Here is a 15,743-nt window from a genome sequence, read left to right on the forward strand (position 1 = left end):
TACCTATAATCTAAAAAGAAAACAAAAAAGCCGAATATTTAACGATACCTGTCTTTTTACATATTGTACTAAGTTACCTATCCGAACTTAGCGTTTAAGAACTCTTCTCTTTCTAAACCTAAACAATCTGCAAAATACTTAGCAATCATTTCTCTAAGCTCCTTTTCATTCATTGTATTAGGATCTCTTCTACTCTTAAAATAGTTTTTCTCAACCATTAGTTTGACCAACTCACCTACCATCTCTACTTTAAACTCCTTCCTATAATCCTCAGCTACTTTATAAGCAAAGAGCCAAATAACTCCTCCTAACATTGCATACAATGTTGTAAAAAATAACAATACAAACAACACTAAAAAAGTAACCACAAGTATAGTAACAACGTCATCCTTCATTTTTAAGATATGTAACTTAAATCCTAAATCTTCTTCTACCCTATTAATATTCTCAATACGATTCTGTTTAGGAAATAATTCTTCTAATCGAGTACTCGGCTTTATATCAGACTCATTTGTATACTTATGAAGAATTGTTCTCAGTTTATAAAAAGCTTGTTGAGAAGTACAGTCTTCTTTTTTCTCTTGCTTAAAATAGCTAACTATTAAATCTAACATCTCAGCCACATTCCTTACTTCCGCAAGTTTCTGAGGATCTAAAGGCAAGTCATATTCATTCACAAAGTTTTCAATGGCATAGTCTAAATCTTCATATTGGAATCCTTTAAACACAAAAGGTTCTTTTACTCCCTCCATAACCAATTCATTTTTAAACACCTAAAATAACACTTATTCCTTTTCCCTAAACACAGAATCAAAAAAAAGATACTACATCTCTGTAATATCCTTTCTAAGTTATTCTAGGGAACAAGGAGGTGGACTCACCACGTGCACCTTGTCATTATTCTTGATAATCTCTTTTCCAAAATCAGAAATAGTCTGGATAAGAGGAAGCAATGTTCTTCCAAAATCAGACAATTCATACTCTACTCTTAGAGGAGGCTTACTAGTATACACTGTTCTAATGACAATACCATCTGCTTCTAACTCCTTAAGTTGTAAACTCAAAGTACGCTCTGTGATATTGACCAAATCTTTTCTAAGCTCACTGTATCTCTTTTTTTCGGCAAGGTACTTTATAATTGCAGCTTTCCATTTACCTCCTATAAACCTCATCGTCACACTCGTACTACAAGGATAATCTTTATCGTCTATACTATACATTAGTTACTATACTTTTTGACCGTTATTGCAAATATAAATCACTATACTTAAGTTTGCAACTATAAAAATAATAGTTTAATTTAATATTAGAAAAATGAGCTTTTTAGAAATTGCTAAAAGTAGATACACGACTAAAAAATATGATTCTACTAAAAAAATAAGTGGTGACAAAATAGAACAATTAAAAGATATACTACAACTAAGTCCTTCATCGATTAATAGCCAACCATGGAAATTTACTATTGTTGAAAGCACAGAAGTAAAAAATCTATTAGCAAGTAACTCAGCTTTTAATCAAACAAAGATAGAAGATGCTAGTCACTTAATTGTGTTCAATGTACTAAGTACAAAAGAATACTTTGAGAAATTGCGTTTAGAAAATGCAGCTGAAGGTTCTAAAATGTATTACAATAATTTTCTAAAACCTAAATCGGAAGAAGAGATTACAGCTTGGTTAAAAAATCAAGTATATATTTCATTAGGATTCTTCTTAGCAGCTTGTGGTACAATGGGAATTGATGCAACACCAATGGAGGGTATTAATACCCTAGAGTTTGATAAGATTATCAATGAAGATGGAGTTTACAAAAGTGTTTTTGCTGTAGCAATAGGATACAGAAATTCTGAAGATACTAACCAACCATCTGTAACTCCTAAAAATCGCCTAGATAAAGAAACTACAATAGAAGTTAGATAATTAAACTACAACTCATGTTACTTCTAACAACAAAAAAGCCAAGAAATCTTATCCTTGGCTTTTTTATTTTACACAATTGTCTTCTAAAACTCAATTCAAAACAAGCAACCCACACACCTCATAACGCATTTTAAAAGGTATTTTAAAACACTTTACACACTTGCCAAACATTTACTCATTCAAACAAAAACAAACTCTTAAAACAACTTGTTTTGAATCAAACAAAAAACCACGCCTAAGAAACGTTACTTCTCATCGTTCGTCGAAGTACTCTCTGAATGATTGTGATTCTCAAACAATGATTTCAAATTAAGATCAACAATAGGACGATAGGGTCCCAATACATTAAAAAAAGTATTGTCAACTTCCTCCACAACCTTCAATGCTTTTTGTAAAAGTTCCACTCCACTCGGAGTTAAAGTAATCACTTTTGCACGTGTATCCACAGGGTGATCTTTACGCTTAATTACCTTCTTCTCTTCGAGGGTTCGAAGTACTTTTGACACCATCATACGATCCGTATTACTGTGATTAGCAATATCTATTTGTGTAACATTACTCTCCTCTTTTGACAACCATCCCAAAGCAGACATCAAAACAAACTGTGTATGTGTAATGTCTAATTTATCCAATTCTCTTTTCATAGTACGTTGCCATAACATCGTTACTTGCCATAACAAATATCCAGAACTTTCTTCAGGAGTATTAAACGGTAAGCTTACTTGATCAATCATATTACTTTATTCATTAATAATTATTACATTTTTTTCACAAAACATAAAAGCACTTAAAACACTAAACAGATTCTTTATCTCTATCTGATTTTTGTCTTAAGTGATGCGTCCAATGCATCGGTATTAATCTAAACCACTCACTAGCGTTTAAATAATCAAAGCCGGGATGTGGTGTTTTTCCTCCCAAATCATTTTTTAATAATTCTTTCCAAACACACATCATTTCGTCAACCTTCTGCAATCCTAATTCGACTTCTTTTTTACGAACTGGAGCGATAGGAGTATAATCATCCGAAGCAGGTACTTTTATCTTCACAGGAGGAAATTTACCTAATATAGTATAGACCATAAATCCCTTAAAATTCTTTCTCTTATTACAGTTGTTTTTCGTCTTCACACAACACTCAATTTACTTGCCGTGAAAATACAATGTAGAATTAATTAGATGTAAATAAATCTGCCCTAAAGACCAATGATCTACTGATCCATTTTTAGAAATTTCCACTTCAGAATATGTTTCTAATGCTTTTTTCATACTTTTGAAACCTGCTCAAAGTCCCTAAAACTCTTCTCTATACTACTCATCACTTAAATATTGTTGTTACAAATATAGTAATCACAACAACAATATCAAACACAAAAACAAGCAAAACAAAACAATAAATTATTAATTATTAATATTCAGAAATTTACAAGAATCATATAAAGTTTTAAATCATATTACTTTAAATACTTATTTATTCAAACAAAAAGTATTTTCACTTTAAAAATAGCATTTTTAACAAGTAAAAATGACATTAAAATATCTCCTAAAAAGACTGCCATTTTGACAAAAAACCTTTTCCCTAAAAACAAAACATCTACCATCTCCTTAAAACACATCAAGCTTCACTTGAGTTAAATAAGACTTAAAGTAAAACTTTATATAATCAACATAACTTAATACACAAAATCGCTCACCCCCTTCTTAAATAGAATACAAAACACCTCCTTATCTAACACAAAAAAGCATTGGTATAAGAACACAAAAACACCCTTTTTTTACAAAACTACCAGACACGATCTCCCACTCTTCTCTTATATATATGTATTAAAAAAACACATACTTTCCCTTCTTCTTTATTGCTTATCACTAAAGCCCATTAAACAAATAGAACTACAATTAGTGCACAGCAGATCTAATAACACAATAGTACTTTTTACCGTAATAAAAGAAAATAACAATCTTTAAAAAAGTAAGTCAGATCAACCAAATTAGCAGCACATAAAATTAATACCTCAAAGAAACTACCTGACTAAAAACTTAAACTCTCCTAAACTAATCACCTTGTACAATAAAAAAACATCCAATACACCAAACCGAATAGTTATAATTTACACAACAATAAAAATCATATATATTCTACTTTACACAAACACTAAAGGAATAACACAAAGCATCAATAACAATTTCAACAAAATAATTTACTGATAAAATAGCACCAACATAAAACAAGATATCTTTATTACACTAAAAAACAAAACAACAAGACACATAGAAACAAGACTTATCTATATTGTAAAAAAGACTCACAATACAAATACCTTATTAAGACTTAAACAGAGAAATACAGAATGACAAAAAACAACAATACTCAACTTGATAAAATGACTAGACCTCTCCTAATTGATAAAGTAAACAGAGGTTAAAAAGGAATTATACCACAACTATACTTCTGCCAAATAGAAGCACAAAAAAGGGTAAAGCACCTCTAGCTACTCTACCAAAAAAGGGTTATTTAAAATATAAAGGAGGCGCAAAAAAAGAAGTGTGATTGTATTAAAAAGCCATACTAAGATAGCTATTATAGTATTAAAAGAGGTCCAAAACACCTCATTTTACTTCTCAAAACGATTAACAAAACAGTAAAAAGTATTATAAAGAACACTAGAAGCACCACACCTCACAAGAGTTATTAGGAAGTGTAATAATGAAAATCTTTCATTAGAAGGCTTTAAAATGCTCTAAATACAGTAAGAGTAGTCATTCCATAATCAAAACAACGCACTTACACAAAACACTGTAAATAAGCAAAATACAGAATAAAACTAAATATATAAAAAGATAACTAACACAAGTAAAGCTAGTTAAAAGAAAGGTTAGTTTGGCGTAGTTTCTAACCCTTATCTGTACAAAAAACTTGTTTATAGCCCAAAAAAGCAGATGTATTACTAGCATTCCTCCTATCCCTATAAACCAAAAAAACAGGTATATACCTAGGTCAACCATACCACATCGAGAGCCAGAGAACTCATCTATTGGATATAATTTTGAGACAAATACAGAAGGAAAAACAATCAGGAATAAGAAAAAAATAAGAGCAGATAATGCATATCTCTACCCTTAATTCCCTTTTTATAGAAGATTAAATACCCTAATATTTGAACTACTAAGACTGAAATAATGGTCACTAATGGGTTGAGATAATAAAACATACTGACGAATTTATAGATATCAATGTTTAGGGATTTATCCCAACTATTACTTATACAAAGTAAAGAAATACCACCACATAATAGTTAGCTATTTATAGCGATTCTCTTTTCGAAAGCGGAATAAAACAGTATTATTAAGAAGATAAAATACACCTGCTCCACTAAAATACATCACGCAATCTAACCAATCTCCCGTATAACGAGGATTGTGCTGAGGTAAATACCACTCAAAGTAAACACTATAATATAAAACCACAAAAAGGATAAGCGATAGAGGTAATAGAAGATCTGCCTGCTTCTTTAACTTCCTCAATATGTATTGACAGATACTCAATGCCAACGGTAGAGTCAGAAAATCATTGACATAATTGTTAACCCAAGCAGGTAAAGCAATATGAGATTTCTGCAAAACATAGATAACAACAGAAATACAAAGGGCTATATAGAAAAGTGTTTTCTTCATACAAGTATAAAAGAGGAACGATTACAAGTTGTAACAGCTCCTCTCATTCTAATTTTTAAAAACTAAACGACCTACTATGCTGCTATAAATCCAATAAGATAAGCTATCCCAGCCATGATAGATACCCCTACCACCCATATAGCATTGACTATCATAGCTGGCACTCTGATAAAAGGATTGGGGTGCTTGAGCATTCTACGAGTAAATTTCTCAAAACTAGTTAGTTCTCTATTTACTTCTTTTTGTATTCTTTCATTGACAACTCTTTGTTGTTCCATTTGACGGCGTAAAACCACATTGATTATCTCTCCACAATTCGTACAATAATCACTATTGACATTCTCTGTTTTACACTTTTGACAAGTGATATAATGCTTACTCATTTCAGTTTGTTTTATCAATAAACGTTACTATGTTATATAAACAGGGCAAAGTTTAAACAATCTGAAGGATTAAAAAAGAACATTTACCGTCTAAAACTGTTCTAATTCACTCTTATTATATCCTATAATCAAATTCTTTTTCGATATTCTCGAGGAGAACAACCTACTTTTCGTTTAAAAAACTTACCAAAGAATGAAGTAGTATTAAAATGAAGTGATTCTGCTATCTCTGATATACTCAATGTCGAGTTAGCCAAAAGTAACTGTGCCTCAACTATTACAGCATCATCTATTAACTCCCCAATAGTCTTAGCCGTAATCTCCTTTATCACCTTAGCTAAATAGCTTTCAGAAACACAAAGTCTATCAGCATAAAAACGAACCAATTTCTCTGATTTAAAATGAAGCTGAAGAAGCTCTAAAAACTGAATAGTAAGGCTTTCCTTTCGAGACAAATTACTCTTTAATTCCTTATAATTATAATGACTCGCATCTACTAATTCCAATAAAAACAAAGCAAATAAATGCTTAATAGCTTCTTTTTGATTAGCAGACTTCCCTTTTTGGGTATTCTTATGATTGAGTAAAGTACACAGACTTAATAAAGAAGTTTGTTGCTCTTGATTCAGCATTAATTTAGTTACTGTATTCGGCGTTAGTAAGACGAAAGTACTCTTCTCATTTTGGGTATGTGTATTCTCTATCGCAAAAGCCCGATCAAAGCTAATAGCAATAAAGTTAATATCTTGACTAAACTCCTTAAACAGAATAACCATCTGTGGAGGAATAATCGTTATGGTACCAGGTTCTAACCGATACTCTATCAGATTTACCTGTACGGTGATCATTCCTTGAGTCACAAAGAGCAAAGTATAATTCTCATTGCGATAAGGATATTTTAAAGGATTATCTGTAAAAGAAGTCTGTACATCTACATAGATACCACTATCCTGATACTCCTGATCTAATAATCGAAGGATATCTTTTATGGTATAGTCATGTATCTGATCAGCATTACTCATCTTTTTTATTTACAAAAATAGAGAAAACCTACTTGATATACGCTCTATTATCCCATTAGAAGCCATCTACTTTTACTAAGTCTATTACTATTTTTAGCCCAGTTAGCAACTTATACTCCATCTTCACAAATCCATATTGTTCAGAAAAATAAGACACTAACTCTGTTTCCCCTAAAGTAGACTTAGCTGTAGAAACCACCTTAAGACAAGACAAATCTCCTAAAGCTGTAGAAACCATCTCTTGTTTTTCTATCTTGTAGGTATAGTCTAACAAGAGCTTTCCTTTCCATTCTCCCCACACTGGATTAGACCAAGAATCACCTATAATCATCTGATCTGACCAAGTATAACCTACAGACTTACCTAAGTGAACATAAGGAAATGGAGCTGTCTCTAATGCTTTAAAGAAATGGGAACGCATTGGGTGTAACCATACATTCTGTTCATTCTCTACCAATCCTGTTGAAGATCTAAAATCAGTCATAGGTTCAAAGCTATATCTTATTTCAGTCTGTCTTTTATTCGTTCTTTTACCCTTTTCAGGAGCTATAACCTCCATTTTAAACTGATCAGGCAGTGCCTCATCTTTAACAGAAGTCAAGTTCTCTGCATCCTTTGCATCTATAAATAAACTATCTCCTTCCTTGTTTTGAATCTTATAAGAATAATAAAAAGTACGTCCCACCTTATAGATAGCATTGTCTACATCTACATCCTTTTTTTCTATATATACTTTGTCGTAACTCTGAGCCATACTATTGCCAGACGCCACCAACACAAATAAAATTAAAAAACAATATCTCATCATAATTACTATCATTTACAAAAACTAAAGATAAGTATTTCAACACAATATCCTATAAAAAAGCTACCCTTATCGAGTAGCTTTAATGTATTTATATTCTCTTACTTAGAGAAATATGTACTTGGATACAACTTTTGAAATGCGTTGTTCACCGCCTGATGGATCACTGTTGAGTGTATTTCCTCAGGTAGATAGTCAAAGTGAGATTTGATATTCTTGTTCTTTTGAAGTGTCTTGTATAGTTGTTCCCCATACTCATACATCTTCACATCCTCTTCTTTATTAGGCACCCCTACATACACATTCACAGGTTGTTTTATCTTCTCTATCAGACATGTATGTGTCTTGTCTAATAACTTCTCATCTCCCCACCATAGACTAGGGCTAATAATAATATAGTTTGTAAATAGATAAGGATGATATTCTAATACATACGTAGAATACAACCCCGCTAGCGACTCCCCTATTACAGTACGAGTACTACTCCCTTTATAATTCTTCTCTATATAAGGAATCAGCTCAGACTCTAAAAATGCTGTATAAGCCTCAGCTCTACCATACTCCGGGAACATATCTTTACTAAAACCTGCTTTCTCTACGAAGTTTAGATTATCTACTGCAAAAGTCATATCCTTTCTACGGTTGATTGTCTCTATCCCTACGATAATAGAATTAGGAAAACGCGCTATCCAAGGTAATGAATTAAAACGCACTAATCCTGCCAAATGTATAAAATCCTCTTCTACCCCTCCATCTAAGATATACACGACAGGATACTTAATAGTATCATTCGCATTATAATCTGGTGGCAAAACGATATTAATCGTTCTATCTTCACTTAGGACAGTAGAGTGTAGTTGATCTGTTGTTCCGAATGTAAGAGGTTTACTATTCGTTTGGCTAATACCAGATACGCCTAATAGCAACATACTCGTTACTAATAATGCTTTTATATTTATCATGTTTGGTTAGTTAATTTGTTGGCTTCAAAGATAAATAAATCATTGAGCTACAAAAGTTTTTTTATACCAAAACACCCCAAAACAGTATAGTATTAACAAGATAAAATGAAGATTATTTATCTATTTGTACTATTAGAACATCTATTAGTATAATTAAGACAATTACTAAATTTATAATCTCTATGTAAAAGCTTTAATAAAGTATTTCTTCCCAAAAAAAACGTGTATTAACACCAAATTTATTTTCTATTAAAGATAAAAAAGACTCTTCTCTACCACTTGCTTTAGCATATATTGAAGTACCTAACCCTTGAATAAAACTATCAAATGAAGGGGCTACTATAACTTTATCATCAAAAGATATTTCAGAAGAGACAACATAAACAACTCCCTCTTTTAAAGATAGAAGTATAGTATAAGGATCTCCCAAACCAACAACCATAGCATCTATACTTAAACAATCTTGATACCAATAGTTATCTTTATTATTGAGGTTTATTAACCTATTAATATAATTTCCTCCACTACCAAATTGTATATTAGCCAAGGTTAAGTTTCCTAAATTATATCTCATTATAAAATCTTCAAACTCTTCTGGCAAAATAGTAATATTTAAGTACTCTTTTAACCTTAAAACTTCTTCTTTACTTCCTTTATAAGGTATTAATAATAGTTCTGAGATAATATCTTTATCAACATCAGCAAATTTCTTCTCTAGAAACACACTTACTTCTTCTATTTCAAACAATCTCATATTACAAACAATTTACCTTACATCCTCCGCACAGCGATAAAAACTATCCTTCTCAGTTATAGATCGATAATAAAACGTCCCCATATCTAACCCTGTATCTTTAAACAATACATTAATATCTACCTCAGCTTCTCCTCTGTAGAAAGCTTCAGAACTCACATAACCTACTGTGGCAGTATTCAGATTAAGAACAATCAAATCCTCGTGAAGACCCGTACCTATAATATAGTACCCCTGTTTATAGATTTCTCTATTATGTACTTTGAAGTTCTCTTTATGTAAATGAAATACCTGATCAAAAGTATTGATACCAAAACGCCACCCTGAGCGATATGAATGACGGATAAAGAAAACTCCTATCTCTTCACCGAAGTTTTTGATAAAATTACCTTCTGCTGTCTTTGTTAACGGCCATTTGATTAGTTCATGCTCTTTGCTTAACAGCTCAACTGCCTGATCAAAAAGAACAACATTCACTTTACTTTCTTTTTCCATAATACCTATTCACATTATCTTCTAATGACAAAATTAGAGTTTTAAATTCAGTTTATAACTATCTAGCAATTGTTTACTTATTTCTCTCCACTAATTGTCTCTACTTTTTTTGTTGAGAACCAACACAATATTGAACCAATACACACCATGACCGTCCCTTGCCAAAAAGATATTCCCAGTGGAGTCGCTAACAATACTGAAGAAAGAGCTGATGATAATACTGGTATAAAATAAGATGCCCCAGTTAATATCGTTACATTGCCTTCTAAAATCCCAACATTCCATGCTGCATAACCAAATCCCATAGCAAAAGCAGCTAATAATAAATAGACAATAGAAGATAGCGTAAAGAGCATTTCTACCTGCTCTTCCATAATAAAATATTTCATCCACAATACTAACGCTACCAACATAAAGAAAAACGTTATTCCATTCACTCCATTCGCTGAACGAACAGTAACTACACAATATGCTGACCATAGAATAGCTCCTAAAAAAGCTAATCCATAACTCAGTGGGTTAGCCTTAATATTTACGAGCATCTCAGATAAATTAACCCCCTCTTCTCCCCCTAAAACCCAAATAATGCCTATTAATGAAGCTACAACACCAGGAATGATTAACCAATTCGCCTTTTTTGAAGTAAAAAGAACAGTCGCTATCATAGTAAAAGTTGGCCACAGATAATTAACCATTCCTATTTCTATCGCTTGCTTACTACTAGTAGAATAACCTATAGACAACGCTAGACATAACTCATAAGCAACCATCAAAATAGCACCATAAACTAAGTATCGACGAGGAAACTTAGACAGCGGTACCCATTTCGTAGTACACAACAGAAACACACTTGCTACAGTATAAATCATCGCTGCACCACCTGTAGAGCCAAATGAATAGCTCACTTCCTTAATAAGTCCTACAATAGAACTCCATAGTAGTATAGCACAAAAACCAATTATTGTAGCCTTAACGTGTTTAGTCATAGTATGTATTTAATAGTCTTAATGGTCTATATTTATTATTAAAAGAACCTACACACTAAGTATAGCTCTAAAAGGAAATACAATTGACAAAACTATTCTTTTTATACTTATTAATAAAAGCTCTGTCTAAAATAGTTTTAAAAGCGAACACCACTCATAAACTATCGTAAAATCAAGACTTCACACTATTATTAGGTAGTTTAATATTCTATATTTGCGATAACATAACAACACGACACTTAGAATAATGAAACACCTTTTTTTAATAGCATCTGTATGCTGTTATGCGCCTCTATTTGCTCAATCAAATGACACTATAACCAATCAAAAAATAAACGAAGTAGTAATCACCACTACTCAACAGCAAAAAGGTTATTCTTCTAAAATACCCCTAACTTATATTGAGAATCCACAGTCTGCCGATATCATCCTTCATCAAACTATGAAGAATCAAGTAACGACTAACATAAAAGATGTCTTACAGAATGCTACCGGGCTAGTACGAGTATGGGAATCAACAGGTGTAGGAGTCACAGGAGGAGAATATTATACAATGAGAGGCTTTGCATTCCAACCAAACTTACTCAATGGTATGCCTAGCTTTACTAATAGTACATTAGATATCGCTAATATTGAACAAGTCGAAGTAGTCAAAGGTCCTAACGGAACACTCTATGGAGGAAATGTAATCTCCTATGGAGGATTAATCAATGTGATAACCAAAAAACCTTATGAACAATTAGGGGGTGAAGTGAACTATATCGGTGGGTCAAACAACCTTAATCGAGTATCGTTAGACATCAATACCCCTATCCATAAGAAGCTTTTTATACGTTTAAACACAGCATATCACAAGCAGCACACTTTTCAAGATGCTGGTTATAAAGAATCTTTCTTCGTAGCCCCATCTATCCAATACAATATTAATGAAAAACTAAAACTATACGTTGACTTTCAGTATAAAATTAATGAAGGAGCTCATGCCCCTATGTTTTTTATATCTAGATATATGCCCGTGAGCTTTGAATCATTAGACCTATTTAAAGCAAATTACAAAAAAGCATATACTAGTAATGAATTAACCTTAAAAAACCCAACATTTACAGCACAAGCCAAATTAGAATATAAAATCAATGACCACTGGACATCCAATACCATTATCAATAAAAACAACACCCAAAGCAAGGGATATGATATACTTTTTGAAGATATCGGTACCACAGATGACTTCGTCCGTTACATCTCTAAAATAGACTCAAAAACCAACATATTTAGTATCCAACAGAATATAACAGGTAAGTATAACATTGGCTCATTAAACAACACAATACTAATCGGATTAGACTATTTATCTAAAGAGTTTTCTAGTATAGATGGTGATTATATAGAGCATGGTATTATTTCCTTAGCCAATCAGTCTGACACAGGGGATTTATCTAAAAATGCTATTGAAACTACTTTATCCAGTAGTAATTATATACATAACAAAGCGAAGACTCAAACCTTTAGCTCTTATGTATCCAATATAACTAATATTCTTCCTAACTTTTCATTCATGGCAAGTTTGAGATTTGACTACCTAGAAGGAAGTACTTCAGCAGTAAATAATCAAAAGACGAGTCAGACTACACTCTCTCCTAAATTTGGATTAGTCTATCAACCTATCCAAAATAAACTAGCACTTTTTGCTAACTATCTAAATGGCTTTGTATTTCTAGACCCTGCTATTATCTCTGATCCAGACGGAACCAATAAAACCATTCAACCTTTTGATCCAGAACAAGCGAACCAATTCGAGATAGGTGTCAAAACAAATCTATTAGGAGATAAATTATCCGCAACAATAAGCTACTACCACATAAAGGTTACAAATAAACTAATGACAGATCTAAATTCTCTAAACAGTTTTACACAAGGAGGAAAAGTAAAAAGTGAAGGAATAGAACTTAGTTTGACAGGAACACCACTTCTTGGATGGGATATCATTACAGGATTTAGTCATAACTATAATGCAGTAACCAAATCCCTACCTTCTGATGGCAACCTCGGTCTTAGACCAGAAGAAGCAGGACCAGCTAATCTATTTCACCTATGGACCAACTATAAATTACAATCAGGCGCATTCAGAAACGTAAGCTTCGGAATAGGAATAAACTCAGTAAGCGAACAAAAAGCGATCAACCGCTCTACCCTAGGAGTACTCACATTACCAAGCTACACGATCTACAACGCTGCCATCGGTTATGATTGGAAAAAATTCAATGCAATATTAAAAATAGGCAACCTTACGAATAAAAAACACTTCACAGGTAACGCCACAGTTAACCCTCAAGGTCTAAGAACTGTATCACTATCTCTAAACTATAAAATATTTTAAGAGAATACTTGTGTTGACACAGATTTGTAATCTGTACCCGTATATAACGCTACGCGAAGTCTCCCGACTTCGTGTATATAAGCATTGTGTGCCAACAGAATGTGACACGCAAAATATTGACGTCTCTACTGCGTTGGCTCGGATTTGCAATCCGTGCCATGTATATCCACACAGAATATCACGTCACAGCAACCACAATACCATCGTTGGCGCAGATTTGTAATCTGTGCCGTGTATATCCACACAGAATATCACGTCACAGCAACCACAATACCAGCGTTGGCACAGATTTGCAATCTGTGCCCGTATATACACCCCATGCCGAAGGCAAACAATTCTTAATTCTTAATTAACAAGCCATGCCTATTTTATCATCATCGTCAACGTCCCAAAAAAATTACTCCCATTATGTGCTAGTATAGGAAACAGCACACTTCTACTCTTGATAGCTATCCATCCATAAATATACCCTGCAAAAGCAGTCTGTATAAAGTAAACCGTATCAAAAGACACTATATACTCTTCAGAAAGTGTAAAAGCATGAACAAAACCAAATAATACAGCTATAATCAAGTTACTAGGATTACCTAAATACCTAACCTTCATTCTCAAAGAAGATAACAATAACCCCATCAACACCCCTCTAAACATAATCTCTTCATCTATGCCTGGCATCGTAAGTTGAAAGGCTAAAGTCTCTATATTCCACTCCCCTCCACTACCAGCAAACCACCAAGCTACTACAGCCAATAAGGTAATACCTACAGTCGCTAGCCAGACTCCCTTTTGACTACCAGGTGATTGCTTCAGCGTAAAGAAATTGTGTTCTTTAAAGTAAGAGCGAAAAGCAAAATAACAAACCACTCCCCATATAATACCATAGACCTTCCCACTCCAATTCCAACTGCCATTGATAATACGAAAGCTTTCAGATATCTGTACTAACATCAATGCACAACTATAAAGCACAAATACAAAACAAAAGATCCCAATGCGCATAAAATCTTTTTTGCTCCTGTCTTTCATAAACAAGATCATAAAAGGGAGCAATACCCCTACTTGCATTAGTGCTTCAAGTATAACTATGGTCATGGTCGTTAATTTAGTTCTTCTAAAATAACATATTCGTATAAAATAACAAAGCCTCAAGTGATTGAGGCTTTTATTATTTAGATTTAACCCATTCTTCTATGTGTTGTATAAGAGGCAACATTGACTTCCCATATTCTGTCAAACCATAAAACACTTCAGGAGGAAAAGTATTAATCTGTGTACGTTTAACCACTCCAGACACTTCCATTTCTTTTAATTGTTCTAACAACACTTTCTTAGATACACGAGGCATATTACGCCACAATTCTGTAAAACGGATATCCCCATTAGCAAAGAATTGATACATTAATAAGGGCTTCCACTTACCAGATAATAACTTCAAAAACACATTAAGAGGGCAACTCTCAAACTCATCATAATTCATAGGTTACAAATTTGTGAACAATACACATAAAAGTTCATTTCTTTATTAGAATATAAGCCTAAAGTACTTTTGTACTAAGAAATTTAAATAATACAAAATTATGAAAGTACAACTAATTAGAAACGCTACAATAAATATTAATGTTAATAATAAAAATATCTTAGTAGATCCTATGTTAGGTTCTAAGGGGGTCTTAGGTCCATTTCCATGGACAGATGACACTAGAGCTAATCCATTAACTGAGCTACCTTTTACAGAGGCTGAACTTAATGCTTTAATACACAAAACTGATGCAGTACTATTAACCCATCTCCACCCTGACCATTGGGATCCTACCGCACAAACCTTATTACCAAAAGATATGCTTATTTACTGTCAAAATGAAGATATTGAACCAATTAAAACACTTGGATTCCATAATGTTATAGGTATAACAGACAGCACAATATTTGAAGGTATTCACATCCATCGAACAGTAGCTATACATGGTGAAGGTGAAATTGGTCATCTAATGGGAAATGCCAGTGGCTTTGTTCTTATCCATAATCAAGAGATAGTCTATCTAATGGGAGACACTATCTGGTGCAAAGAAGTGAAACAAGCCATTGACCACTATCAACCTACAGGAATTGTCATTAATGGAGGTGCCGCCAAATTCGCCATAGGAGAACACGTTACTATGAATAGTACTGATATCAAAACTCTGCTAGATTACTACCCTATTAAACAAGTAGCTATTGTTCATCTAGAAGCAATTAGCCCTCTTCAGGAAAATAGAAATATGCTAAAAGCTTACTTTGAAGAACATAATTTATCTTCTCGTGTTATCATCCCTAATGATGCGGATATATTCACGGTATAAAACAGCAAAGCCTCAAGTGATTGAGGCTTTT

17 protein-coding genes are annotated in these 15,743 nt (G+C 32.9%); 3 read left to right on the forward strand and 14 right to left on the reverse strand.

Annotation, left to right across the window (positions count from 1 at the left end; translation table 11 throughout):
• Nucleotides 1–77: 77 nt before the first annotated feature.
• Nucleotides 78–752, reverse strand: coding sequence for a hypothetical protein (locus MYRA21_RS17025; RefSeq protein ID WP_006258235.1), 675 nt, complete (start codon nucleotides 750–752; stop codon nucleotides 78–80).
• A 99-nt stretch (nucleotides 753–851) separates the two neighbouring features.
• Nucleotides 852–1,220, reverse strand: coding sequence for a helix-turn-helix domain-containing protein (locus MYRA21_RS17030; protein ID WP_006258236.1), 369 nt, complete (start codon nucleotides 1,218–1,220; stop codon nucleotides 852–854).
• Nucleotides 1,221–1,314: 94 nt separating this feature from the next.
• Here MYRA21_RS17030 and MYRA21_RS17035 point away from each other — a divergent pair, with 94 nt between their 5' ends.
• A complete protein-coding gene (locus MYRA21_RS17035; RefSeq protein WP_039330006.1) occupies nucleotides 1,315–1,917 on the forward strand; it encodes a nitroreductase family protein in 603 nt (200 codons plus the stop codon).
• A gap of 245 nt (nucleotides 1,918–2,162) precedes the next feature.
• Here MYRA21_RS17035 and MYRA21_RS17040 read toward each other — a convergent pair whose 3' ends face one another.
• From MYRA21_RS17040 to yddG, 10 genes are all read right to left on the reverse strand, one after another.
• Complete coding sequence (locus MYRA21_RS17040) at nucleotides 2,163–2,651, reverse strand: MarR family winged helix-turn-helix transcriptional regulator (RefSeq protein ID WP_039330007.1); 489 nt, start codon at nucleotides 2,649–2,651, stop codon at nucleotides 2,163–2,165.
• A 61-nt stretch (nucleotides 2,652–2,712) separates the two neighbouring features.
• Nucleotides 2,713–3,048, reverse strand: a complete 336-nt coding sequence (locus MYRA21_RS19420; protein ID WP_225581957.1) for a hypothetical protein — start codon at nucleotides 3,046–3,048, stop codon at nucleotides 2,713–2,715.
• A gap of 2,166 nt (nucleotides 3,049–5,214) precedes the next feature.
• Nucleotides 5,215–5,589, reverse strand: a complete 375-nt coding sequence (locus tag MYRA21_RS17050) for a hypothetical protein (protein ID WP_051133862.1) — start codon at nucleotides 5,587–5,589, stop codon at nucleotides 5,215–5,217.
• A 74-nt stretch (nucleotides 5,590–5,663) separates the two neighbouring features.
• Nucleotides 5,664–5,972 carry a hypothetical protein gene (locus tag MYRA21_RS17055; protein ID WP_006258246.1) on the reverse strand — a complete coding sequence of 103 codons (309 nt, stop codon included), beginning with the start codon at nucleotides 5,970–5,972 and terminating at the stop codon, nucleotides 5,664–5,666.
• A 128-nt stretch (nucleotides 5,973–6,100) separates the two neighbouring features.
• Entirely contained in the window at nucleotides 6,101–6,994 is an 894-nt protein-coding gene (locus MYRA21_RS17060; protein WP_006258248.1) for an AraC family transcriptional regulator, read from the reverse strand.
• A 55-nt stretch (nucleotides 6,995–7,049) separates the two neighbouring features.
• A complete protein-coding gene (locus tag MYRA21_RS17065; protein WP_039330509.1) occupies nucleotides 7,050–7,802 on the reverse strand; it encodes a hypothetical protein in 753 nt (250 codons plus the stop codon).
• 98 nt (nucleotides 7,803–7,900) lie between these two features.
• Entirely contained in the window at nucleotides 7,901–8,761 is an 861-nt protein-coding gene (locus tag MYRA21_RS17070) for an alpha/beta hydrolase (protein ID WP_039330009.1), read from the reverse strand.
• A gap of 193 nt (nucleotides 8,762–8,954) precedes the next feature.
• The gene (locus tag MYRA21_RS17075) at nucleotides 8,955–9,515 is read right to left on the reverse strand and encodes an SMI1/KNR4 family protein (protein ID WP_006258252.1); all 561 of its coding nucleotides are present in this window, start codon (nucleotides 9,513–9,515) and stop codon (nucleotides 8,955–8,957) included.
• Between the two features lie 12 nt (nucleotides 9,516–9,527).
• Nucleotides 9,528–10,010: a hypothetical protein gene (locus MYRA21_RS17080; protein ID WP_039330011.1), complete on the reverse strand. Its 483-nt coding sequence runs from the start codon at nucleotides 10,008–10,010 to the stop codon at nucleotides 9,528–9,530.
• Between the two features lie 77 nt (nucleotides 10,011–10,087).
• Complete coding sequence (yddG, locus tag MYRA21_RS17085; protein ID WP_016649116.1) at nucleotides 10,088–10,996, reverse strand: aromatic amino acid DMT transporter YddG; 909 nt, start codon at nucleotides 10,994–10,996, stop codon at nucleotides 10,088–10,090.
• A 247-nt stretch (nucleotides 10,997–11,243) separates the two neighbouring features.
• On the opposite strand from yddG, the gene MYRA21_RS17090 reads away from it, so the two are divergent.
• A complete protein-coding gene (locus MYRA21_RS17090) occupies nucleotides 11,244–13,373 on the forward strand; it encodes a TonB-dependent siderophore receptor (protein WP_039330014.1) in 2,130 nt (709 codons plus the stop codon).
• Nucleotides 13,374–13,736: 363 nt separating this feature from the next.
• Here the strand turns inward: MYRA21_RS17090 and MYRA21_RS17095 are convergent, their stop codons facing one another.
• Together MYRA21_RS17095 and MYRA21_RS17100 are read right to left on the reverse strand one after the other, a co-directional pair.
• Entirely contained in the window at nucleotides 13,737–14,465 is a 729-nt protein-coding gene (locus MYRA21_RS17095) for a CPBP family intramembrane glutamic endopeptidase (protein WP_039330016.1), read from the reverse strand.
• Nucleotides 14,466–14,538: 73 nt separating this feature from the next.
• Entirely contained in the window at nucleotides 14,539–14,850 is a 312-nt protein-coding gene (locus MYRA21_RS17100; protein ID WP_016649113.1) for a helix-turn-helix domain-containing protein, read from the reverse strand.
• 100 nt (nucleotides 14,851–14,950) lie between these two features.
• On the opposite strand from MYRA21_RS17100, the gene MYRA21_RS17105 reads away from it, so the two are divergent.
• The gene (locus tag MYRA21_RS17105) at nucleotides 14,951–15,712 is read left to right on the forward strand and encodes an MBL fold metallo-hydrolase (protein WP_039330018.1); all 762 of its coding nucleotides are present in this window, start codon (nucleotides 14,951–14,953) and stop codon (nucleotides 15,710–15,712) included.
• The last annotated feature ends 31 nt before the right edge of the window (nucleotides 15,713–15,743 follow it).

It is taken from the genome of Myroides sp. A21 (assembly GCF_000807225.1).
GTDB classification, from domain to species: domain Bacteria; phylum Bacteroidota; class Bacteroidia; order Flavobacteriales; family Flavobacteriaceae; genus Flavobacterium; species Flavobacterium odoratimimum.